This is a genomic window from Oenococcus alcoholitolerans (assembly GCF_051852995.1).
In the GTDB taxonomy this organism is placed as follows: domain Bacteria; phylum Bacillota; class Bacilli; order Lactobacillales; family Lactobacillaceae; genus Oenococcus; species Oenococcus alcoholitolerans.
This window is the reverse complement of sequence record NZ_CP176042.1, coordinates 1,548,974-1,571,243: the sequence shown is the minus strand read 5'-3', so window position 1 is coordinate 1,571,243 and position 22,270 is coordinate 1,548,974. Positions and strand designations below refer to the sequence as shown.

At 37.6% G+C, this 22,270-nt stretch carries 21 protein-coding genes; 16 read left to right on the top strand and 5 right to left on the bottom strand.

Going from position 1 to position 22,270, the window contains the following annotated elements:
- Positions 1 to 39 precede the first annotated feature (39 nt).
- The 4 genes from ACKP2L_RS08435 (at position 40) to ACKP2L_RS08420 (ending at position 3,466) form a co-directional block, all read left to right on the top strand.
- Positions 40 to 846, top strand: a complete 807-nt coding sequence (locus tag ACKP2L_RS08435; RefSeq protein WP_439425408.1) for a DUF1129 family protein — start codon at positions 40 to 42, stop codon at positions 844 to 846.
- Positions 846 to 1,538, top strand: a complete 693-nt coding sequence (locus ACKP2L_RS08430) for a response regulator transcription factor (RefSeq protein WP_439425407.1) — start codon at positions 846 to 848, stop codon at positions 1,536 to 1,538. Before ACKP2L_RS08435 ends, ACKP2L_RS08430 begins: the two co-directional genes overlap by 1 nt.
- Positions 1,538 to 2,671, top strand: coding sequence for a sensor histidine kinase (locus ACKP2L_RS08425; protein WP_439425406.1), 1,134 nt, complete (start codon positions 1,538 to 1,540; stop codon positions 2,669 to 2,671). The genes ACKP2L_RS08430 and ACKP2L_RS08425 overlap by 1 nt, the downstream gene beginning before the upstream one ends.
- Before the next feature lie 81 nt (positions 2,672 to 2,752).
- A complete protein-coding gene (locus tag ACKP2L_RS08420; protein WP_439425405.1) occupies positions 2,753 to 3,466 on the top strand; it encodes a 2,3-diphosphoglycerate-dependent phosphoglycerate mutase in 714 nt (237 codons plus the stop codon).
- A gap of 40 nt (positions 3,467 to 3,506) precedes the next feature.
- On the opposite strand, the gene ACKP2L_RS08415 is transcribed toward ACKP2L_RS08420, so the two are convergent.
- Both ACKP2L_RS08415 and zwf read right to left on the bottom strand, forming a co-directional pair.
- Positions 3,507 to 4,016, bottom strand: coding sequence for a QueT transporter family protein (locus ACKP2L_RS08415; protein WP_439425404.1), 510 nt, complete (start codon positions 4,014 to 4,016; stop codon positions 3,507 to 3,509).
- A gap of 96 nt (positions 4,017 to 4,112) precedes the next feature.
- Positions 4,113 to 5,585, bottom strand: coding sequence for a glucose-6-phosphate dehydrogenase (zwf, locus tag ACKP2L_RS08410; protein WP_439425403.1), 1,473 nt, complete (start codon positions 5,583 to 5,585; stop codon positions 4,113 to 4,115).
- Positions 5,586 to 5,662: 77 nt separating this feature from the next.
- Here zwf and ACKP2L_RS08405 point away from each other — a divergent pair, with 77 nt between their 5' ends.
- On the top strand, positions 5,663 to 6,913 hold the full coding sequence (locus ACKP2L_RS08405; protein ID WP_439425402.1) for an MFS transporter: 1,251 nt from the start codon (positions 5,663 to 5,665) through the stop codon (positions 6,911 to 6,913).
- Between the two features lie 32 nt (positions 6,914 to 6,945).
- Here the strand turns inward: ACKP2L_RS08405 and ACKP2L_RS08400 are convergent, their stop codons facing one another.
- Both ACKP2L_RS08400 and ACKP2L_RS08395 read right to left on the bottom strand, forming a co-directional pair.
- The gene (locus tag ACKP2L_RS08400) at positions 6,946 to 8,328 is read right to left on the bottom strand and encodes a hemolysin family protein (RefSeq protein WP_439425401.1); all 1,383 of its coding nucleotides are present in this window, start codon (positions 8,326 to 8,328) and stop codon (positions 6,946 to 6,948) included.
- A gap of 101 nt (positions 8,329 to 8,429) precedes the next feature.
- Complete coding sequence (locus tag ACKP2L_RS08395) at positions 8,430 to 8,885, bottom strand: class Ib ribonucleoside-diphosphate reductase assembly flavoprotein NrdI (RefSeq protein WP_439425400.1); 456 nt, start codon at positions 8,883 to 8,885, stop codon at positions 8,430 to 8,432.
- Between the two features lie 328 nt (positions 8,886 to 9,213).
- On the opposite strand from ACKP2L_RS08395, the gene nrdH reads away from it, so the two are divergent.
- The 5 genes from nrdH to ACKP2L_RS08370 all read left to right on the top strand — a co-directional run bounded on the left by nrdH (position 9,214) and on the right by ACKP2L_RS08370 (position 15,086).
- A complete protein-coding gene (gene nrdH / locus ACKP2L_RS08390) occupies positions 9,214 to 9,453 on the top strand; it encodes a glutaredoxin-like protein NrdH (RefSeq protein WP_439425399.1) in 240 nt (79 codons plus the stop codon).
- Positions 9,454 to 9,537: 84 nt separating this feature from the next.
- Positions 9,538 to 11,709 carry a class 1b ribonucleoside-diphosphate reductase subunit alpha gene (gene nrdE, locus ACKP2L_RS08385; RefSeq protein WP_439425398.1) on the top strand — a complete coding sequence of 724 codons (2,172 nt, stop codon included), beginning with the start codon at positions 9,538 to 9,540 and terminating at the stop codon, positions 11,707 to 11,709.
- 45 nt (positions 11,710 to 11,754) lie between these two features.
- A complete protein-coding gene (gene nrdF / locus ACKP2L_RS08380; protein ID WP_439425397.1) occupies positions 11,755 to 12,765 on the top strand; it encodes a class 1b ribonucleoside-diphosphate reductase subunit beta in 1,011 nt (336 codons plus the stop codon).
- Between the two features lie 262 nt (positions 12,766 to 13,027).
- Positions 13,028 to 13,717 carry a response regulator transcription factor gene (locus ACKP2L_RS08375; protein WP_439425396.1) on the top strand — a complete coding sequence of 230 codons (690 nt, stop codon included), beginning with the start codon at positions 13,028 to 13,030 and terminating at the stop codon, positions 13,715 to 13,717.
- 40 nt (positions 13,718 to 13,757) lie between these two features.
- Positions 13,758 to 15,086 (top strand): sensor histidine kinase, encoded by a 1,329-nt coding sequence (locus ACKP2L_RS08370; protein WP_439425395.1) that lies wholly within the window; start codon positions 13,758 to 13,760, stop codon positions 15,084 to 15,086.
- A gap of 31 nt (positions 15,087 to 15,117) precedes the next feature.
- On the opposite strand, the gene ACKP2L_RS08365 is transcribed toward ACKP2L_RS08370, so the two are convergent.
- Positions 15,118 to 15,780 (bottom strand): phosphatase PAP2 family protein, encoded by a 663-nt coding sequence (locus ACKP2L_RS08365; RefSeq protein ID WP_439425394.1) that lies wholly within the window; start codon positions 15,778 to 15,780, stop codon positions 15,118 to 15,120.
- Between the two features lie 234 nt (positions 15,781 to 16,014).
- On the opposite strand from ACKP2L_RS08365, the gene ACKP2L_RS08360 reads away from it, so the two are divergent.
- From ACKP2L_RS08360 to rbsK, 6 genes are all read left to right on the top strand, one after another.
- Positions 16,015 to 16,932, top strand: a complete 918-nt coding sequence (locus ACKP2L_RS08360) for a phosphate/phosphite/phosphonate ABC transporter substrate-binding protein (protein WP_439425393.1) — start codon at positions 16,015 to 16,017, stop codon at positions 16,930 to 16,932.
- A 64-nt stretch (positions 16,933 to 16,996) separates the two neighbouring features.
- Complete coding sequence (gene phnC / locus ACKP2L_RS08355; RefSeq protein ID WP_439425392.1) at positions 16,997 to 17,794, top strand: phosphonate ABC transporter ATP-binding protein; 798 nt, start codon at positions 16,997 to 16,999, stop codon at positions 17,792 to 17,794.
- Positions 17,795 to 18,589: a phosphonate ABC transporter, permease protein PhnE gene (gene phnE / locus ACKP2L_RS08350; RefSeq protein ID WP_439425391.1), complete on the top strand. Its 795-nt coding sequence runs from the start codon at positions 17,795 to 17,797 to the stop codon at positions 18,587 to 18,589.
- Positions 18,586 to 19,653, top strand: a complete 1,068-nt coding sequence (locus tag ACKP2L_RS08345) for a PhnE/PtxC family ABC transporter permease (RefSeq protein ID WP_439425390.1) — start codon at positions 18,586 to 18,588, stop codon at positions 19,651 to 19,653. Before phnE ends, ACKP2L_RS08345 begins: the two co-directional genes overlap by 4 nt.
- Before the next feature lie 3 nt (positions 19,654 to 19,656).
- Positions 19,657 to 21,222 (top strand): bifunctional metallophosphatase/5'-nucleotidase, encoded by a 1,566-nt coding sequence (locus ACKP2L_RS08340; protein ID WP_439425389.1) that lies wholly within the window; start codon positions 19,657 to 19,659, stop codon positions 21,220 to 21,222.
- Positions 21,223 to 21,312: 90 nt separating this feature from the next.
- On the top strand, positions 21,313 to 22,242 hold the full coding sequence (gene rbsK, locus ACKP2L_RS08335; protein WP_439425388.1) for a ribokinase: 930 nt from the start codon (positions 21,313 to 21,315) through the stop codon (positions 22,240 to 22,242).
- Positions 22,243 to 22,270 lie beyond the last annotated feature (28 nt).

Genomic DNA, 22,270 nt, shown 5'->3' with positions numbered 1-22,270 from the left:
ACCGCGATGGCTTTTTAGTATAATTTACCCGGAGGTTTCATGACAAATTCCGAACTTTCAAAGAGAAATCAAGAATTTATTTTTCACTTGACCAAGCTTTTAAAAAACTCAAAAAGTTTTGACGATGAAAAAACCGATTCCACACTCTCTACAGTTAAACAAAAATTATTAGAGGGACAAAAAACAGGCCGCACAGCCCGGCAAATTTTTGGTACGCCAACCGAATATTTTCAGGATCTGATAGATCCTAAGGGTGCCGCTTTGAGAAGAAAACGTTTGGCCAGTAAAATCCATACACCGGCAAAAAACAACAAACAAACTCAATCTGCTCGGCAACCGCGCTTTACACAAAATCTTTTTCAATTTAGTTTTTGGACTGAGTTTGTAGATACCGCCTGGACGCTTCTGACTATGTTTGCTGTTTTGTATGCAATAACAGGTTTGATACCGACAAAAACTCGTCAAGATATTGGTTTGCTGACCTTGGTCTTCTTTTCTCTGATCACCGGGGCCGCATATGTTTTGATTCTCAGAGTATTAACACCTGATCCCACAAAAGATCAAAAGAGGCCGCTTATCCAAAGGATAGGTCTCACTGTCAGTGGTATTCTTGCCTGGTTTGTGGTTTTCAGTGTGGTTTCTTTTGCTGTTCCAAGATGGCTGAATCCATCTTTGAATGCTAATTGGCTTATTCTGATAGCTATCGCAGCTGGAGGATCATATTACTTCTGGCGCAAAAACAGTTCGTTGCCAAGAGGCTTTCTAGTCATTGGCGGATTAGCTACTAACGCGAGTTTGCAGTATAGACAAAAGCATCCAAAAATAAAAAGAGGCGGTAGGAAATAATGACCAAGATCCTTGTTGTCGACGATGATAAGGAAATCGCCGAATTGTTAGAGATCTACATACAAAATGAGGGTAACGAACCGATCCTGGCTTACTCTGGCGAGGAAGCTCTATCGAAACTTCATACGATTCCCGATATATCTTTAATGATTTTGGATGTAATGATGCCCGGTATGAGTGGATTCGATGTTATAAAAATCGTTAGGAAAGACACCAATATCCCCATTTTGATCGTTTCGGCCAAAACGGGCGACATGGATAAGATCCAAGGTCTGATCACCGGAGCTGATGATTATGTGACAAAACCCTTCAACCCGCTGGAGGTCATGGCACGTGTGAGATCTCTTCTTAGGCGTTCTTCAAACAAGGTCAAAAATGTTGCGCCAGAGATAATCGATGCAGGTTCTTTAACCATAAATAAAGATTCTCATGAGGTCAAAACAGTTCGTGGTGATGTCGTATCTCTTACTGCTTTGGAATTTGGCATTCTCTATTTGCTTGCCAGTCATCCTAATCGTGTTTTTTCTGCTGATGAGATTTTTGAAAGAGTTTGGCAGACTGAATCTGTCGTTTCGGCCAAAACAGTGATGGTCCATGTATCTCATCTTCGCGACAAGATCAAAGAAGCCACTAACGGCGACGAGGTCATTCAAACTGTTTGGGGCGTTGGTTATAAAGTGGAAGTCAAATAGTGCTATTAAAAAATAAAGAAAAAATCCATTTGAGTATATTCGCTTTAGCAGCAGCTTTTTTGCTGCTTTTTTTTGCTGTAGCTACGATTTTTATCTTTGGGTTAATGTTTGACAGCTCAAATATAAATTACGCTTCTAGAGGCGGTTTTTGGGCATTATTTAGGCATTTATTTCAAAGATCGATCCCGTTTCCTTTTATTCTTTTCATTTTCTTAGTTTTTCTGGCTATTTGGCTCTATCTTTTTCTAAAAGAGATAAACCATATTCAATCTGAACTTATAACGGAAGAATTAAAACATATAAACGAGCACGGGAGCGGTCAGATATCCGGCCTTATGTTTAACGATCGCCTGTCTAAAGAATTAGCAGATCAAATCGATCTTTTGATTAAATCTAAACAAGAACTATTGGATGAAGAAAGGAAAAATGAGCAAAAGCAGCGTGAATTAGTGACTAATGTTTCGCATGACCTGAGAACGCCTTTGACCTCGATCGTTGGCTATCTCGGCTTGATCAAAGACAATCCTCAGCTGTCTCCTGACCAAATACAGCATCATGCCGGTACTGCTTATGCTAAGGCACAACAATTGGTTTCAATGGTCGAGGATCTTTTTTCTTACTCACAAACACAAACCCATGGTGAGAACCTTAATTTTCAACCGATGGAACTTTCTGAATTTTTCGATCAATTGATAGTTCAATTTGAATTAGAAGCAAAAAAATCCAATATAACTATGTCTGCTTTGACCAATCCTCAGCAAATACAGATCGTTGCCGATCCCGAAAAGCTTGCTCGTTTATTTATAAATTTGATCAATAATGCATTTAAATACGGTAATCCCGGTATGTCATTTATTAAAATGACTGCTGTTCAAAGAGATGACAGAGTTGAGTTGAAAGTCCAGAATGATGGTACTCAAATTCCTCGAAGCAGTTTGGAAAAGGTCTTTGATCGTTTTTACAGGGCTGACCAATCCGGCAATAAGGAAATTTCTGGGACTGGATTAGGGTTAGCCATAGCTAAAGGTATTGCCAATCAGCATCATGGGGATATTTCTGCATATTCTAGTTCTCAGCTGACCAGTTTTGTTATAGACCTGCCTTTGGATGCTTCCTTGGGCATTCACCATTGATATCAAGTTAAAAAAATAATTTGTTAGTGGATAACGATAGTCTGTTTGCGATATTATTAATAGAGATGATTTGGAGGAAAAATGGCTAAATTAGTATTTATTCGTCATGGACAGTCAGAATGGAATAAACTCAATCTTTTTAATGGTTGGGTCGACACGAAATTGTCCGAAGAAGGCGTCCGTCAGGCTAAAGAAGCTGGCGAGCTTCTTAAAGAAAAAGGTATCGAATTCGACCAAGCTTATACTTCTGTGCTGACTCGAGCTATCCAGACTTTGCACATTGCTTTGGAAGAGATCGACCAGCTTTGGATACCCGAGGAAAAATCTTGGCGTTTGAACGAACGTCATTATGGTGCTTTACAAGGTTTGAATAAAAAAGCTTCGGCTGAAAAATGGGGGGATGAGCAAGTTCATATTTGGCGTCGCTCATATGACACTTTGCCGCCTTTGCAAGATGAGATCCAAAAATCTATTACGGTTGATGGAGTTACTTATCCTGTTTTGGATCGCCGTTATGCAGAGTTAGATCCGAAGACTTTGCCTCTTGGTGAAAACCTAAAAGTTACCTTAAATAGAGTTATGCCTTTCTGGGAAGATCATATCGCTCCAGACCTTCGCCAAGGCAAAAACGTGATCATTGCTGCTCATGGAAATTCGCTTCGTGCTCTGTCAAAGTACATTGAAAAAATTTCTGATGACGACATTATGGGCTTAGAGATCGCTAATGGTCAGCCTATCGTTTATGATTTTGATAAAGATCTTAATGTTACTAATAAAGAACTTCTTTCTAAGTAAAAAAATACCGCCCATTTGGCGGTATTTTTATTTATATTTTTTATTTGCTCAGATCGACAACTTTGGAAACTGCATAGATGATGATAGAACCAACTACCATTGAAATAAATTCACTGATAAATAAGCTCCCATAAGTTGCCCAAAAACTGCCATTAGCTAGTTTTGGAAAGAAAATAACTAGTTCAGCTGCTATCCAAAACATAAATAAGCTTACGATCAAAGTTGATGCGGCGAATTTCCAAAAAGTGTTTTTGATCCGCTTAGTGACTTGATAAACGATCCAGGTCATTACTAAAGTTTGCAGGCCCCCAACGATAGCATCTATGATACCAAGGCCAAAAAATAAATTAAAAATAAAAACACCGATAGTTTGTGCCGCTATATATCTTTTATTAAAAATAACAAGATTGTTGAAGCCTTCGCCCGGCCTTATCTGGATTGCACCTCCGCGCAAATTTAGGGGCGGTATCATGCCTACTAAAATGTAAAGTGCTGCGACTGCTCCAACTAAAGTTATATCCCTTGCTTGATTTCTACTACTTTTTTTCATAATTAATATTCTACTATTTTGCCAATTATCATTTTTTTAAATAAACAAAAACCAGTTCTTTGAAACTGGTTTTTAAATCAATATTTTTAGTTGCCATTAACCGCGATAGATCCAGCGGTCACCGGTTTCTGCTAAAAGACGATCAGCTGCGACTGGGCCCATTGTTGCTGATTCGTAAGTCTCTAGAGGAGCCTTGTCTTCATCCCAAGTCTTCGCTATTTGGTCAACGAACTTCCAAGAAATAGATACTCCAGTCCAGTCGGCGAAGTTTGAACCGTCGCCGTTCATAGCATCGTGGAACATCCTTTCATATGGATCAGGAGTTAATTCCTTATCTTTGTCTGATACTTGCCAGCTCAATAGATCGCTTCTTGTTTGGAATTCAGTCGTAACATCTTTTCCATTCAAAGAAAATTCGATTCTGCCAACTGGATCGATCAGAATACTTAAAACTGGTTCTTCTAATTTATCCTGATTGAATTCACCAAAATCAAAGGCAGATTTCTTATAAACTATGTCTACTCTTGTCTGCTTTTCTGATAAACGCTTTCCAGTTCTAACGTAGAATGGAACTCCTTGCCAACGATCTGTATCGAATTGAAGTCTTCCAGCTACATAGGTATCATTTTTTGAATCTGAGGGAACATCCGGTTCTTCAGTATAGGCTTTCTGCCAAACTTCTCTGCCTTTTCCGTATTGGCCGCGCACAAAATTGTTTTTTACGCCCTCTTCGTCATAAATTTTAAGCTTTGAAAAAGCGGCATTCTTAGCTGCACGGATGTCTTTATCGCTAAATGATGCTGGTTTTTCCATTGCCAGCCAGCCCACGATCTGGAAAGTATGGTTTTGGATCATATCAAGCAATGCTCCAGCGGTATTATAGTATCCAGCACGCTCTTCGACACCAAGTTTTTCCGCTAGAGTAACCTGAATGTTTTTGATGTAATCTTTGTTCCAAGTAGCATCGATCAATGGATTTCCAAAACGAATGGCAGGAATATTCTGCACCATTTCTTTTCCAAGGTAGTGGTCTATACGGAATATTTGATTGTCTGAAAAACCAGATTCTAATTGTTTCTGTAATTTTTCAGCAGTCTCATAACTTGTACCGAATGGTTTTTCGACCATCAGTCGGTTGTAACCATCATCGGACATCAGACCTTCGGATTTTATGGCTTCAGCGATCTGTCCAAAGAATCTTGGAGCAACAGACATATAGAAGATCCTGTTGCCCTGAGCATCATATTCTTCGTTGTATTTATTCAGCAGATCTTTGAGTTTGCTGTAATCTTTTAGATCGGTAACATCGTGATGTGTGTAATGAAAATGAGCAGCAAAACTTTTTACCTGTCCCTCATCACCATTATTTGCGATCGATTCCCTAACGAGTTCTTGGAATTTATCATCATCAAGATCTTTTCGAGCAGTTCCGATCACGGCAAAATGTTCTTGTAAATAACCCTTTTTAAAAAGGTTAAACAATGAAGGATAAAGCTTGCGTTTTGCAAGATCCCCAGTTCCTCCGAAAAGTAATAGGATCAGTCTTAATTCTTTAGGTTTATTATCCATATTATCTCCAACTATCAACACTTAAAATTATAACCTAAAGATTTTGTTTGAGTTTGTGAAAATGATAGTATTTCAGTATGGAAAAAACTGACACAGGTGCTGATTCGAAAGGAGCCGGCCGAAGACCGAATTCAATCGACACAGACAGTTGTATAAAACTCTTTTATATTTATTTAGAATATTTGATCGGTAATGCGGGTTCTTCGATGACATGGCCAGTCACTTCTCTTTATGTACATAACTATCTTCATCAATCTTTTTTTGTCACCGGAATCGTTTTAATGATGGGTTCGATCGTATCGATGCTTGCTTCTTGGCTGGCTGGTTTTCTTTTTGATCGCTGGCATCCTTTTTCTAGTTTTTTGATTTCGTTGGTTTTGGCTTTTGCTGGTTCAATTATGATTTTTTTCATTCACGATTGGCCTTACTACGTTTTTTGGTTATTACTTTTAAATATTGGTGTTGGAATGTTTCAAACTTTGATAAATTCTTATGGCAGTATAAGTTCATTTCGCGATCCAAAAAGCTTTTTTTCCAATATGGCCATAATGCTCAACGTCGGTACTGTCATTGGAACTTTTTTTGGCACATGGATCTTTGACCGCTTGGGTATTAGGGGATCGGTTTTATTGGCAGCGTTTTTTTATGTGCTGATGTTTGTTATTGCGATATCCTTTTTTAACAGGAAAATAGCTAAGCCGGTTATCAGCAGCGAAAATATAAAAAAATCTAAACGAACAAAAAACAGCAGATTGAACTATCCGCCCTTGCTGTTATCGATCGGTGCTTTAACGATGATGACCTACTTGACTTATCAATTTTGGGAAACAGTGATGAGCCCGCACATGGTCAGCTTGGGCATGACCGTTGAACAGTATGGATATCTTTGGACTATTAATGGAATAATTATTATTTTGTTTCAAAATTTGGTTACCAAGATAACTTCTAAATGGTCTTTATCAAAATCAGTCACGATCGGTACTTTTATTTTTTCTCTGACTTTTCCTCCTTTGATTTGGGCTGATCGTTTCTGGCAGATGGTCATTATAACTGTGATATTGGTCTTCGGTGAAATGCTGTTTTCACCAGGCACCACTGCTTGGGTGTCTAGAATAGTTCCTAGTAATTTTCAAGGTCAGGGCATGGCTTTTATAAGCGCTTCGATCAGTTTAGGCAGAGCTGTTGGACCGATATATGCTGGTATTTTTATGGACAAAGGCTGGGTTGCTCCCTTATTTATCAGCAGTTTTGTTATTTTAGTGGCTCTTGATCTATTAGTTTTTTTGATGTCAAAAAGAGATTCCAATTCCTACAAACCTGAATTATAAAAAAACCTTGAAATTAATTTCAAGGTTTTTATTTATTCTGCAATTCTTTCAGTCATCTCACCATGAGGACTGTATTCTTTTTCAATTTTTTTTACTGTAAAGAAATTAATGTAAGCATCTTCATAGTCATTAGCGGTTATTTCAAATTTAAAATCGTCGTTTTCAACAGAAATAGTGTCGCCTCTTCTGGTATCTGGATAATTATTTTGAACGAAACCGGTCAAGGTTACCGCATCATCTTCGTCGAATTCTGGTATTTTCGTATTAAAGAAATCTTCTAAATCATATAAAGATATTTTTCCGGCGACCTGATAAGTTGATTGACCAAGTTTTTTGATCATTTCATCGTCTTCATCGTCTTGCTCATCGCGAATATTACCAAATAATTCTTCATAGATATCTTTGTCGGTTATTATTCCGGAAGTTCCGCCATACTCATCAATAACTATGGCCATTGGGACTCTATGGGTACTCATTTCGACCATGACTTCTGGCACCTTCATATTTTCTGGCACCGAAACGATATCACGCATGATCGTTGAAATTTTTTCTTTATCGTCTATTCTTGCCTGTCTGACAATGTCGTAATTATAAGCGTAACCAAGTATTTTATCTTTATCATGATCGGCAGTTACAGGGAAACGAGAATATTGATCCTTTAAATAAAGATTCAAAGCGTCTCTTATCGTATCATCAACATCGACTACGACCATCGAAGTACGATCGACCATAACGTCTGAAGCGACTTTGTCATTCATTTCAAAAGCCCGCTGCATGAAATTTGCGTCTTCTTCGTCAACTTCTGAATCTGAAGCCAGGGCCGAACTCTTCGTTAAGCTTATGATTTCAGTCGGCGAATATATATCTTCATCAGTTGCTGTTTTAAATCCTAATAAATTAGAAACTGATGCAGCAGTTCTATCAAACAGCCAGATCAAAGGGAACAGTACGATGTGGAAGAACCGAACCGGTCGTGCGATTCTTAATAGAACCTTGACTGGTTCGTCGATAGCAATGTTTTTGGGTACAAGATCGGTGAAAACGGCGTGTACGAAAGTAAACAAAAGAATACCGATTATTGACGAAACGGCTATTTCCAGCTCTCTTCCAAAAAATGAAAAAATTCCAGAATTTCTAAGAACGTTTGAGGCAGAATCTTCACCAAGCCAACCTATGATCAGAGAGGTAAGAGTTATTCCTGTCTGAGCGGTCGAAAGATATTCATTCAGATTTTCGGTCATGTGAATGGCCAATTTTATGCTTCTGCTTGGTTTTTTTTGATCCTTTTCTATGGCCCTTAAGGCTGATGGGCGGGATCTGATTAATGAGTATTCGGTTAATGTAAACATAACCGCAAGAAGTAAAGATACAATCAATGCGATGCTTGTAACTAATATTGAGGGGTCAGAGTCCATTTTGGATGTTTTTTATCGCTTTCTTAAATAAAATAAGTCTACAAAATAGTATACCAAGCAGCGAGGTATATTACAAAATTAGTAGTTGATATATCTATTTTTTATTGCAACTTATTGATGACAGCTTTGTAAATATTAACTATATCTTTAGGAATTCCCGACAGTTCGTAGGTATATAGCAGCGGAGCATTATATTTAGCAGAGTATCTTTTTGCTGTTAGCATGAATTGGACGTTGAAATTTCTGTTGCCGCTGCCAAAAACCCCTAATAATTTTTTATAGTTTTCTTTATAGTCGAGGTAATCTCCAAGTGCATTAGTGAAAATCTCCTTTATTTCCGGTCCAATACCGGTTCCTCCCTCTAGATAAGTCGGAACATTGATAAAAAATGGATTATCTTCAACCTGAAAATCTGTGGAATCACTTATTTCGACTGAATCTATTTCTGGAAAGTTCGGATTTTGGTGATTCTGTTCCTTAGAGTATTTTTCTAAACGCTGCATAAAATTGCGTGAATTGCCTTCGATCGAAATGTATAAAACACGAACTTTTTTCATAAAAAAACTTTTTATTTGGTAAATAACGTTCCGTGGTAATTAAAAAAACATTTTTCCACGTATAATCCAAACATTGACCTTTCTTGAATAAATATAGAATGATAAAAGCCTTTGTATAGGCTTTTCTTCTTCTTAAGCTTGCAACATTTTTCTTTATAGTTCAAGCTGAAAAAGATAACAAATTGTAATATTTACTCTAAACCGCGCCCCATCAGCCTTTGACGCACATGATCTTTTTTTGCCTAAAAAAATGCTCTTGCAACTTCCTTTTTATCTGTATATATTTATTACATCGAACATCTAATAAACAAACATTAGGAGGCATAACATGAACAATATTACGGTTTATACAAAAAATAATTGTGTTCAATGCAAGATGACGAAAAAAATTTTGCTCTCCATGGGACTTGATTTTAAAGAAATAAACATCAGCCAGTATCCAGAATTCGTTGAAGGGTTAAAAGCTGAAGGATTCCGTCAGACCCCGGTAGTTAAAATTGATGGAATGGAACCATTTTCTGGATTTCGCCCGGATCTCTTGAAAAAAGCTGCTGCACAGGCTGCATGATTTAATATAAAATCCATTGATTGTTATACACCGGGGGACTTAGCCTGGTGTTTTTATTTTTTAGGAACTGATTAGGAGTTTTTTATGCCTTTAAAAGAAATAGATCTTGAAAAAGTTCATTATTATGAGCTTAACAACGAAGTTAATATCCCGAGAAACAATACTATCCAAATCGACAAAGATAAAGAAGCTCTCAATGCTTTTATGAAAGAGAACGTCGAACCCAGCCGGCTTAAATTTGACAGTCTTAAAGAGCGTTTGGATTGGCTTTTGGACCATGATTTCATTGATCGGCAAATGGTAGCGAAATACGATTTTTCTTTTATCGAAAAACTTTATGATTTTTTGAATTCTGTTGATTTCAAATTCAAAAGTTTTATGGCTGCTTATAAGTTTTACACGCAATATACTTTGAAAACTAACGATGGCAATTATTATGTTGAATCCTATGAAGATCGGGTCGCTGCAAATGCTCTTTATTATGCTGACGGCGATCAGCAGCTGGCTATGAGAATAGCTGATGAAATGATCCATCAACGTTTTCAACCGGCAACGCCCAGTTTTCTTAATGCTGGCCGGGCCCGCCGCGGAGAACTTGTGAGTTGTTTCGTTTTACAGACAACTGATGATATGAATTCGATCGGAAGAGCTATTAATTCCGCTATGCAGCTTTCTAAAATCGGCGGCGGCGTTGGTATAAATTTGTCGAATATTCGCGAGGCTGGTGCACCGGTCATGGGACTTTCCAACATGGCTGCCGGAGTGATCCCGATCATGAAATTAATGGAGGATGTTTTTACATACAGTAATCAGGCTGGGGCTCGTCAGGGAGCCGGAGTCGCCTATCTATCTGTTTTTCATCCTGACGTAATGGATTTTTTGTCAGCTAAAAAAGAAAATGCAGATGAAAAAATTCGTGTCAAGACCCTTTCGCTGGGGCTGACTGTCCCTGATAAGTTCTATGAACTAACCGAAACCGGCAAAAAAATGGCACTATTTTCACCTTTTGATGTTGAAAAAGTTTACGGGGTGCCATTTAATTACGTTGATATAACTAAAGAATATGATGACATGGTCGAAAACGATGCCATTAAGAAATATTGGATAGATGCGCGCACACTGGAAACCGAGATATCTAAGCTTCAACAGGAATCCGGCTATCCTTATGTCATTAATTTAGATATAACAAATAGAGCTAATCCTGTATACGGCAAAATAGTCACTTCAAATTTGTGTTCTGAAATATTGCAGACACAAACGATTTCCCGTTTGAACGATCGACAAGAATATACTCAGCTCGGTGCCGACATATCTTGTAATTTGGGGTCTATCAACATAGACAACATGATGAAAACTGCGGATTTTGGCAAATCGATCGAAACGATGACCAGGGCTTTGACTTTTGTTTCGGAAAGTTCGGATATTTCAGTCGTTCCATCGGTACAGAACGGTAACCAGCAAAAACACGCTATTGGCCTAGGCGCAATGGGGCTGGCGGCCTTTTTAGCCAAAAATAAAATATTCTATGGCGACGAAATAGCGCTGGATTTTGTTAACACGTTCTTTTTGATGACCAACTATTACACTTTAGCTGCTTCTAATAAAATCGCTAAAGAGCGCGGCGAGACATTTTTTGAATTTGAAAAATCAGATTATGCCAATGGAAGTTATTTTGATAAATATTTAGATAAAAACTGGGGACCTAAAAGTCATAAAGTTAAAGAACTATTTAAAAACTTTCATATTCCGACAGTCGAGGATTGGCGTGCACTAAAAGAATCGGTCCAACGATACGGTTTATATAACGCTTATCGTCAAGCAGTTGCTCCGACTGGATCGATCTCTTATGTTAATGACACCACCGCAAGCCTTCAACCGATCGTTTCTAGAGTTGAAGCTCGTGCAGAAGGCGTTACAGGTCGAGTATTTTATCCCGCTAACGGATTGAATAACGAAACACTGCCTTACTATGTATCAGCCTATGATATTGATCAGCGCAAGGTGATCGATACTTATGCAGCTGCGCAGGAACATGTTGATCAAGGTATGGCTTTGACTTTGTTTATGCGTTCTACGATCCCTGATGGTATCTATGATTGGAAAGAGGGCGGAACTCCAAAAATGACGACCCGAGACCTTACAATTCTTCGCCACTATGCTTATCATAAAAATATAAAATCTATTTATTATATCCGCACCTTTACCGATGACAATACTGAGGAAGGTGTGAACGAGTGCGAATCTTGTTCGATTTAATCGATTGATATTTAGATAAAGAAAGGCTTAACACTTAGACAACAAATGACGGAAGAAAAAAAATTTTCACATTATGATGCGATCAATTGGAACAAAGTCATTGATCCGATCGATAAGGCGACTTGGGAAAAGTTAACTGAACAGTTTTGGCTTGATACCAGAGTTCCGATTTCAAATGATCTAAAAGATTGGCGGACTTTGTCTTCTGTCGAGCATAAATTATATGACCATGTTTTTGGCGGACTTACGATGCTTGATACCCTGCAAAGCCAAGATGGAATGGCCAGCCTATTAGATGCGGCAGTAACACCTCACGAACGAGCAGTTTTGAATAATATAAAATTCATGGAATCAGTCCATGCTAAAAGTTACTCCAGTATTTTTGAAACCTTAGACAGCCCAGCTGAAATCGACGAAATATTTGATTGGGCCGGGGATGATGAGTTTTTGCAATATAAAGCAAATAAAATCAATTCTATTTACCATGATCCTGATCAGTTGAAGCGGAAAATAGCTTCAGTGTTTCTTGAGACTTTTCTCTTTTATTCGGGTTTTTACACTCCGCTGTATTTTGCCGGACATAACAAAATGGAAAATGTCGCTGAAATAATTAAACTTATAATCCGTGACGAATCTGTGCATGGTACTTATATTGGGTATAAATTCCAGCTTGCTTTTCGAAAGCTCGACAGCAAGGCTCAAGAGGACTTAAAGTCTTGGGCATACGATATTTTATACGATCTTTATTCAAATGAAGAAAAATATACTCATGAGCTTTATGATGAGATCGGCTGGTATGATGATGTGATCGTTTTTCTGCACTATAACGGCAACAAAGCTTTAATGAATCTTGGTCTTGATGCTCTTTTTCCGGAAGGAGCAGAAGATGTTAACCCGGTCGTTATGAATGGAATATCGACCTCTACTGCAAACCATGATTTCTTCAGTCAGGTCGGTAATGGTTATCGCCTTGGTAAAGTTGAGGATCTGTCCGATGATGATTATCATGTCGGTCCATCAAAACAAAAAGGTTTAGAGTCTGACGATAATAAATAAAAAGGATATTTTAATTTTCATTTTATTTCCATTTTATTTTCTTTTAATATAGCGAAGTGATAATTAATATTGTTCAGAAGGAATACCCCTTCTGAACACTCTCCCTAAATGATAACTATCCCTTCCAAATAATAATTGAACTCTTTTCATAAATTAGTTTTTTATATAATTTGCGTCTGTTATCAACAGGCGTTTTTTATTATCTTTTCCAGAGTAGAATAAAGTTAATATCTATTTAATCGATGAGGTCCAGAATTTAAATATGGCAAATAGTTCAGTAAAAATACTTCTGATCGAAGACGATAAGCTATTGAATGATGACATAGCTGCTATGCTGTCTGACATCGCTTCTGTAAAACAAGTTTTTGATGGTGCTGATGGTGAATATGAAGCAGTTGAATCACCTTATGATCTGATCGTCTCTGATTTGATGCTTCCGCAAATGAGCGGGTTAGAAATCATTAAAGAAATGCGCCAATCCGGTATTGAAACACCGGTTTTGATTTTAACGGCTAAAGACTCAGTTGATGATAAAGTTAAAGGCTTTGAGGTTGGAGCTGATGATTATCTTACTAAACCGTTTCATCGTGAAGAACTTTTAGTTCGTGTCAGAGCTTTGTTGCGGCGCACAGGTATCGATACTGAAGAAAAGGAACTTAAAGTTGGGAATTTAACTATCCAACTAGCTAATCGGACCGTAGATGCTAATGGCCAGAATATTCATTTAGTAGGTAAAGAGTATGATATTTTAGTTTATTTGGCTAAGAATAAAAATATTATCATTACTAAGGATCAGATTTTTGATCGAGTTTGGGGTCTTGATTCTGACACTACTACTAATGTTGTAAATATATATCTTAATAATCTTCGTCGAAAACTTGAATCGGTCGGTATTAATAATTTAATTAAAACATTAAGAAATGTCGGCTTTATTCTTGAAGATAATGAATAGTATAAGAATAAATTTTAAACAATACATAAAGTTATTTTTTATGGAAGCGATCGGATTTTTATTGATCTTTTCTATAATTGGTTCTTACATTTACATCAACTATACGCGTTCGGTCCAAGAAAACAGTGATCAGATTTTATCAAACATGGTTTTACGGGTTCAACACGATGCTCAAAACGGCGTTAAACGGCTGACTATTCCACAGCTGGGCGGTTCTGATCCGAGCAGCCAAAATCCTGATGATAATTCGCAATCTGGTTTTTTAAAATCTGATGGTTCTAGTCAAGATACTATTTACTATGACAATCGCGGTGATATTTTAAATAATTATTCTTTGGGCTTGAGATTATGGACATATCAAGGCTTATATCATAAGATACTTCGCGGATATGATGGCACCATGACGGTTAGATTAGATAACTCATATTTTAGAGTTCGTCTCATTCGTTTAAATGCTCCGATAGAAATTTTTTATGGTGATAGTCCAAGACCGCTAGGTATGGCCACCAGTGCAGCCGTTGTTTACAATTATGATACCGAATTATCAAATATACGTTATTTTAGAGTTGTGCTGCTTTGGGCTTTGATGCTGGCTGCTTTTTTGTCCTTGATCGTCAGCTGGCTGGTTACTTTAAGAGTCATGAAACCGATTCTTCTTTCTTGGAATCAACAGCAGAACTTTGTCAATAACGCTGCTCATGAATTGCGAACACCGCTGACTATCATCCAAAATAAACTTGAAAATTTGCTCAGGAAACCAACTTCATCAGTCGCTGATGTTTCAGAAAATGTTGTAATCTCTCTTTCTGAAGTTAGGAGACTGAGCCAGTTGACTTCCGACATGCTTACGCTAGCTAAGACAGGATCTAATATGACCAAATTAGAGCCGGAAAGAGTAGATGCCGGGCATTTTATAAGAGAGATCACCGAACCTTATTCGGAAATAGCAAAATCTGAAGGCAAGCAATTTTCCGATGATATTAAGGTTAGAGGACAAATAGTTACCGATACTAAACGTTTCCATCAGTTGATCGTTATTCTGTTGGATAACGCTTTAAAATATACCGATGAGGGTGATAGTATTTCTCTTTTTGCCGGCCGAGATAAAAATAATTTGATAATCAAGGTATCAGATACCGGTATGGGCATCTCTTCGAAAGGCAAAAAAAGAGTTTTTGATCGTTTCTATCGTGAAGAAAAGTCTGGAAATAGGAAAACAGGCGGCACCGGATTAGGTTTATCGATCGCTAAATGGATAGTTGACGCCTTTAAGGGGAAAATAACCATCTCTGATAATTCACCGAAAGGAACGATTTTTAAAGTCACCTTGCCGAAACTTAAAATGCGCGAAAAAAATAGTAAAAAATAAAACTCTTATTGCGATCTGCAGTAAGAGTTTTTTATATTTCATCATATTTTAAAGCCGGTATTCTGTCATGGAGCCGGCGGGCATACTTTTCGTAAAGCCATATCCAAAGAGTCACCCAGGCTATTCCGAATGAGCCCCCTGCTAAATTGTCCGTTATAAAGTGTTCCTGCAAGTAAACTCCTGCCTCGATCAAAAGCAGTCCAAATGTTATCGCTGCCCAGCCGAACCACACTTTTAAATTATTTGATGACAAATTTGGCAAAATCAACACAAAAATGATAGTTATAACTATAAATGCCGCTAATAGATGATTTGATGGAAAAGAATAACCGCCTGATAAATGACCAGCCGGGCGGGTTCTGCCTATTGCCACTTTGAGTATCTGTCCAACGATGATCCCTGTTATATATGTCAGCATGATCCAAATCGCCGGAATCCTTAAATTTGAAAAATAAAGCAGCCCGGACAATATCACTGCATAAATAAAATCAGCAAGCGGGGAACCTAAAATCCAAACCGTCCTAAGAAATAGACTACCTGCCGTAAAATCGTTCATTGCCAGAGCATTGCTGACGGCCCTGTCTAATGAGGATACTGAGTTTAGTCTGAGTCCTACTAGTAAAAGTAATAGTAAAAAAACTATCGCTGCAGCGATCCCTGCTTTTTTTAAATACTCTGGCATTCTAACGATCATCGATTACCCCTTAATTAATACAATTAAATCTCAATTTATATTATATCTAATGTTGATATTTAAAAAGTTTTAGTGATAATTATTTTTTAATATTATGAAACACGAACATTAAATGCATTTTTGACACATAAAATTCGTTAATATTACATCTTTAGCTTTAAAAAAAGAAATATCATTTATTATGTTAAGATTTAGTTGCCAAAAAATTTGGCAAAATTTTGGAAGAGGTCATCAATGAAAAAAATAGCATCTTCTGCTGCAATAGTTGCGGCTGTGGGTAGTATTTTAGGGACAGCAGCACCGATCTTGGCAAGTGCCGCACAGACATCTAACCCAAAGACTATAAGAGTTGGATTCGTTCCTTCTAGCAACGCGACAACGATGGAGTCAAGAGCTAAACCGCTAGGAACGCTTTTGTCTAAAGAATTAGGCAGGAAGGTAGTTGTGACTGTTTCTACCGATTATAATTCGATCGTTGAATCACTTGGTTCAGGCAAGATAGATATTGGTTTTTTGCCGCCTGATGGATATGTTCAAGCACATAAGCAATATGGCGCAAGAGTATTGCTGCAAACGGTAAGAAACGGCGTTAATAGCGACGGCAGTTTACAAAAAAAGATGGTCAGCTGGTATAGAGCATTGGTCGTTGTACGCCGCGATTCAAAGGTAAGGAATGTTAAAGATCTCCGCGGTAAAAATATCGCTGTTCAGGATGTTACTAGTTCTTCAGGATATATTTTCCCCGTTTATTATCTTAAAAACAGGGGCGTTGATGTAGTTAAAAATTCGCATCTGGTAACAGTCAAGGGACACGATCAAGGCGTACTGGCCGTTGAAAACAAGCAAGCCGATGCTGCCTTTATTTTCCAAGATGCAAGAAACTTAGTTAAAAAGGATGTTCCTAATGTCTTTAAGGACACCAAAGTTCTTGCTGAGACGATGAAAATACCTAACGATACGGTAACTGCTAGAAAGACTTTGTCTAAGAGTCTGGATAACAGGATTTCTAACGCTTTTATCAAGATCGCTAAAACGAAAAAAGGTAATAAATTGGTTGAGAACCTCTATGATATCGCCGGTTTTGCCAAATCAAAAAATTCTAACTTTGCTGTTGTCAGGAAAGCTGATAACGCAGTTACCGGAAACAAATAATTAATGAAAGATTGGGCTTATGCTCAATTTTTCCTACATAATATGGTGTATATTTATTAGGATTATGGCTGAAAATAATTTGATAGAAATCAAACATGTTAGCAAAGTTTACGACAATGGTGTCGTTGGTCTAAAAGATATTAATTTAACCGTTAAAAAGGGTGAATTTTTGGTGATAGTTGGTCTGTCCGGTGCCGGCAAATCAACTTTATTGCGATCTATAAATCGCCTTAATGATATAAGTTCCGGAGATATTTTGATCAATGGTGTATCTATACAGAAAAGTTCGGGGAAAAAATTGAGGGTCATGCGTCGTGATTTAGCGATGATCTTTCAAAATTTTAATTTAGTAAAAAGAGCCTCTGTTAAACGCAATGTTTTGTCCGGCTTGGTTGGGTATTATGGAATATTCAAATCGACTTTCGGCTTATGGAAAAAAAGCGATATCCAAGAAGCTGTAAAGTCTTTGCAAAGAGTTAATTTAGCGGAAAAATTTTATGATCGTGCTGACGCCTTATCCGGCGGTCAGCAGCAGCGAGTAGCGATCGCAAGGGCGTTGATGCAAAAACCCAAGATAATGTTGGCTGATGAACCAACTGCCAGTCTCGATCCGGCTACCTCTTCTTTGGTCATGGATGATTTGAAATCTCTTAATGAGAATCTTGGTATTACAGTGGTCGCTAATCTCCATAATGAACAGCTAGCATTGGAGTACGCGACTAGAATAGTTGGATTAAGGGGCGGCAAATTAGTTTTCGATAAGGAAGCGAGCCTTGTTACGGAAAAAGACTTTGATCAAATTTACGATAGAAAGAAAAAAATTACCAAAAAAATGGTCGTTTCTGAAGAGGCACAAGCATAAATGAATACTTTGCCATCAAGGACTTTTAGTCAAAAATTCCATCTAAGGTCGATCTTTTGGTTTTTGCTTATTTTATTGATAATAGCTTTCTCTTCTGCCATAACCAGTACAAATTTGGCTGAATTTTTTAATCATGATTCTTTAGCTCAGTTTGCTGTCATTTGGGGAAGGATGTTTCACCCTGATTGGGATTATTGGCCTTATGTATTCGGTCCGCTTTTAGATACTATTAGAATGGCCTTAGTGGGAACGTTGCTAGGAACAGTGATCGCAGTACCCTTTGCCCTTCTTTCTGCTAGGAACATTATTTCTATTTCTTGGATCAGGGGAGTTACGCGTCTTTTTTCTAATCTTATTCGTACTTTACCTGATCTTTTATTGGCGGCTGTCTTTACTGCGATCCTTGGGTTCGGTCCGCTAGCAGGTGTAGTGACCTTGTTGTTCTTCACCTTTGGGCAAATGGCTAAATTAACTTTTGAATCTATCGAGACTATTGATCAGGGGCCGCTAGAGGCGCTCGAAGCAGCCGGTGCGAACAAGATCCAAGTCATATTTTTTGCTGTTATACCGCAGATAACTAATAATTTTTTGTCTAACTTTTTGTATACTTTTGAGGTCAATGTTAGGGCCTCGACAGTCATTGGCTATGTTGGAGCCGGCGGAATAGGCCAGCTGCTTCAAGTAACCATCAACCAATTTCGTTATGATCAAACTGCTGTGATAATTTTTGTCATTCTTTTAGTGGTTATTTTTATCGAATTTACTAATACATATATAAGGGAGAAATTGGCATGATAGAGCTTCCTAAAAAAAGACTTTGGGACAGATTCAAGGGCTATTTGATCGCAGCGATCATCATTATTATTTATATCTGGGCTTTTGCAGGAATTCCTTTTAACGGCATTCAGCAGATGGCGGGGCAAATAACTAATTCTGTTTTCGCCGGTCTACTGCATCCTGATTGGCAATTTGTTTCTGCTCCTTTTGATCGTTTTCTTAATTCTTATTTTCATATGAATATTTCTTCTAATTATACGACCGCCGATGGAGAGGATCTGATCTCCAAGCTGCTGCAAACGGTTGCTATCGCTTTTTTGGGTACTTTTGTATCAGCTATATTAGCGATACCATTTTCTTTCTTTGCTGCACATACAGAAGAAAAAGAGAAGGGCAGCTTTCGATCAAAAATGGCAGTTATTTTTAAAAGTTTGATATTTTTTATAATAACGACACTTTTTATCTCGCTGTTTTTGGCATTATTTTCCTTTGGATTCTTTCAAAGCGACTTGATTATATTTATGGTTGTCCTTTGGCTTGCCGAATCATTTTTATTATTATTTGATTATTTTATCGAAAAAGTTTCCGGACATAATTTTTTCTATATAAAATCCACCAATGGAAAGTTACTACTAACCTTTATTAGAGTTTTTCCTGAAATAGTATTGGCTTTGATTTTCATCAAAGCGGTCGGTCCCGGATCTTTTGCCGGTGTCTTAGCTTTATCTGTTCATTCTATTGGTATGTTAGGAAAATTAAACGGTGAGGCCGTTGAAAATTTGGATAGGGGCCCCAATGAGTCGATAATTTCTGCCGGTGGAACTAATATGAGCGCTTTAATACTTGCAACTCTTCCCAATGCAATGCCTAATTTTTTAAGTAATACTTTGTACAGATTTGAAATTTCTGTTCGTTCAGCATCGATTTTGGGTATGGTAGGAGCCGGTGGTATCGGTCAAGACCTAATATTAAGTACTCAAGTGAGAAACTGGCCCCGGGCCGGGATAATTTTGATCGGTGTTGTCATAATGGTTACTTTGATCGACTTTATTTCTGGACAGCTTAGAAAGAGAATAGCATGATCAATGACTAAAATTTTTATTTTATCAACTTCGGATGTTCATGGTTATATAGCACCTAGTGATTTTGTACATAAAAGTGAGCAGGATTTTGGTTTAGCAAAAGCACAAAGTTTGATCAAAGATTTTAAGAAAAAGCACCAAAATGATATCGTACTTACAATTGAAAACGGTGATTTTATTCAAGGTTCTCCCTTAGCTGATTTTATTGCCAGAAAAGATCCTCATTTTAGTTTTCTTTTTGAAAAAACGGCTAACGAAATTGGTTACGACGTAAGAGTCCTTGGCAATCATGAGTTCAATTACGGTCTTAAGTATTTGAAAAAGGCGATCCCTGAGACCTCTTCAGTCATTAATGCGAATATAGTTTCCTCTAAAGGCGATTTTTACGATAAACCATTTGCCATATTTGATTTTCAAAATGTAAAAATTGCCGTGATCGGTCTAACGACGAAATATGTCCCTCATTGGGAAGACAGTAAAAATATCGATCATTTGTCCTTTTTGGATCCAGTGAAAAAAGCTAAGCAATTGGTTCCTATTTTGAAGAAAAAGGGCGCAGATCTTATTTTTGTGGCATATCATGGCGGTTTTGAACGCTCGCCTTTAAGCGATGAACCAACTGAGAAAATTACTGGTGAAAATCAAGGCTGGGAACTTTTAAAAAAAGTTCCTGGTATCGATGCTTTAGTTACTGGTCATCAACATCGATTACTATCTGGTCTATCTAACGGGATAAATGGACAAATTCCTTTTACACAGCCGGGTCAAAGAGGACAGGCTGTTGGCTTGATCGAAATAGATTATGATACCGACAACAAAAAGATTCTTGATAAAAGTGCAAGGCTGCTATTTACTAAGAAATATACACCAGATCAAAAAATAATGGACTTGATCCTTCCTCTACAAAATAAATTGGATCTTTACTTAGACCAGACTATCGGGATTTCGGAACCTGATCTGCTTGTTAAGGATCATTTTAAAGCGCGTCTTTATGGCCACCCTTATTTAGATTTCGTAAATAAAGTTCAGTCGTCAGCAGTTGGCGCTGATATATCTGCAACTGCCCTTTTTTCAAACAAGGTGCTTGGATTGCCGCATGAAATAACCCGCAGGGATGTAGTTACGAATTATCTATTTCCTAATACTGCTGTTTCCGAAGCGATAACCGGCAGACAATTATTGGCCGCTTTAGAACGAGCAGCAGAATATTTTTCGCTTGATGATAAAGGCGATGTCATTGTTTCTAAAGATTTTAGCGGAAAAAATGTCGAGCATTTTAACTATGACTATTTTTCTGGAATAGATTACACATTTGATCTTAAAAAATCTGTCGGAAAACGTGTTGAGAATGTCACTTACAATGGTCAGCCGATCGATCCTGACAAAAAATACTTAGTAGCGATCTCTAATTATCGAAGTTCAGGTACTGGCGGCTATGAAAAAAGCTACTCAGCAGATAAAATAGTTAACTCATCAGCTGATACGATGACTGATTTGATTATTGATTATATTAAAAAAAATTCGCCTATCAGAGCTAAAAAAATTAATAATTTACATATAATTAGTTGATTTATAATATCATGAAATCGCTTTACTTTTTTATTTTTGTTATAATTTTCCTAGTAAATGTTATTTTCTTTGGGGATTTGGGAGATATAAGTGAACAAACAAGCAAAAAAAATCATAGTACTAGGATCTTTAAATGTCGATACGACCCAGCATATTGAAAAACTTCCCGAACAAGGAAGGACTATCCATATCAATGATTTGACTAACTCTCCAGGCGGGAAAGGCGCCAATCAAGCTGTTGCAGCGGCCAGACAAGGTGCTAAGGTAATATTTATCGGTGCTGTTGGAAATGATAATAATGGCGAGTTTATGAAAAAAACTCTTGCTGATAACGGTATCGATACATCTTATATCGTTCAAAAACCGGCGGCGACCGGTAGTGCTACTATTTTGCTGGAAAAAGATGGTAATAACACTATTTTGGTATACGGCGGGGCAAATATGCAGTTATCGCCCGAAGATGTGCTTCCGGTCGAAAAAGAAATCTCTCAAGCAGATGCCATTGTTGCTCAATTTGAAACACCTATCGAAACAACGATCGCTGCTTTTCAAATTGCAAAAAAACATCATGTGATGACGATTTTGAATCCCGCACCCGCAAGAACGATCGCGCCTAAACTTCTAGCACTTTCTGATTTCGTTACTCCTAATGAGACTGAGGCTGAAGCCTTGACTGGCCGAAAAGTCTCATTCCAGCTTGATTCTTTAGAGAAAACCGCTGATGATTTCGATAAATTGGGCGTTAAAAATACCATCATAACTTTAGGCAGCCATGGATCCTTTTATAGGGTCAATGGAAAATCGGGATTAATACCAAGTTTTAAGGCCGATGCAGTCGATACAACTGCAGCCGGCGATACTTTTATTGGTGCCTTTGCTGCTAATCTTGACAGTGATCTTGATAATTTAACTGAATCTTTGGTTTGGGCAAGTAAAAGTGCTTCTTTAACTGTACGCAGATTAGGAGCTTTGGAATCTATACCTGTTTTCGAAGAAGTTGAAAAAGCTTTCCGTAAATGATCTTGATAAAAGTATTTAGTATGACTTT

What these genes read in the sequence shown, in the direction of transcription:
- ACKP2L_RS08435 (WP_439425408.1), top strand. Translation starts at nt 40, where the DNA reads ATGACAAATTCCGAACTTTCAAAGAGAAATCAAGAATTTATTTTTCAC.
- ACKP2L_RS08430 (WP_439425407.1), top strand. Translation starts at nt 846, where the DNA reads ATGACCAAGATCCTTGTTGTCGACGATGATAAGGAAATCGCCGAATTG.
- ACKP2L_RS08420 (WP_439425405.1), top strand. Translation starts at nt 2,753, where the DNA reads ATGGCTAAATTAGTATTTATTCGTCATGGACAGTCAGAATGGAATAAA.
- ACKP2L_RS08415 (WP_439425404.1), bottom strand. Translation starts at nt 4,016, where the DNA reads ATGAAAAAAAGTAGTAGAAATCAAGCAAGGGATATAACTTTAGTTGGA.
- zwf (WP_439425403.1), bottom strand. Translation starts at nt 5,585, where the DNA reads ATGGATAATAAACCTAAAGAATTAAGACTGATCCTATTACTTTTCGGA.
- ACKP2L_RS08405 (WP_439425402.1), top strand. Translation starts at nt 5,663, where the DNA reads ATGGAAAAAACTGACACAGGTGCTGATTCGAAAGGAGCCGGCCGAAGA.
- ACKP2L_RS08400 (WP_439425401.1), bottom strand. Translation starts at nt 8,328, where the DNA reads ATGGACTCTGACCCCTCAATATTAGTTACAAGCATCGCATTGATTGTA.
- ACKP2L_RS08395 (WP_439425400.1), bottom strand. Translation starts at nt 8,885, where the DNA reads ATGAAAAAAGTTCGTGTTTTATACATTTCGATCGAAGGCAATTCACGC.
- nrdH (WP_439425399.1), top strand. Translation starts at nt 9,214, where the DNA reads ATGAACAATATTACGGTTTATACAAAAAATAATTGTGTTCAATGCAAG.
- nrdE (WP_439425398.1), top strand. Translation starts at nt 9,538, where the DNA reads ATGCCTTTAAAAGAAATAGATCTTGAAAAAGTTCATTATTATGAGCTT.
- nrdF (WP_439425397.1), top strand. Translation starts at nt 11,755, where the DNA reads ATGACGGAAGAAAAAAAATTTTCACATTATGATGCGATCAATTGGAAC.
- ACKP2L_RS08375 (WP_439425396.1), top strand. Translation starts at nt 13,028, where the DNA reads ATGGCAAATAGTTCAGTAAAAATACTTCTGATCGAAGACGATAAGCTA.
- ACKP2L_RS08370 (WP_439425395.1), top strand. Translation starts at nt 13,758, where the DNA reads ATGGAAGCGATCGGATTTTTATTGATCTTTTCTATAATTGGTTCTTAC.
- ACKP2L_RS08365 (WP_439425394.1), bottom strand. Translation starts at nt 15,780, where the DNA reads ATGATCGTTAGAATGCCAGAGTATTTAAAAAAAGCAGGGATCGCTGCA.
- ACKP2L_RS08360 (WP_439425393.1), top strand. Translation starts at nt 16,015, where the DNA reads ATGAAAAAAATAGCATCTTCTGCTGCAATAGTTGCGGCTGTGGGTAGT.
- phnC (WP_439425392.1), top strand. Translation starts at nt 16,997, where the DNA reads ATGGCTGAAAATAATTTGATAGAAATCAAACATGTTAGCAAAGTTTAC.
- phnE (WP_439425391.1), top strand. Translation starts at nt 17,795, where the DNA reads ATGAATACTTTGCCATCAAGGACTTTTAGTCAAAAATTCCATCTAAGG.
- ACKP2L_RS08345 (WP_439425390.1), top strand. Translation starts at nt 18,586, where the DNA reads ATGATAGAGCTTCCTAAAAAAAGACTTTGGGACAGATTCAAGGGCTAT.
- ACKP2L_RS08340 (WP_439425389.1), top strand. Translation starts at nt 19,657, where the DNA reads ATGACTAAAATTTTTATTTTATCAACTTCGGATGTTCATGGTTATATA.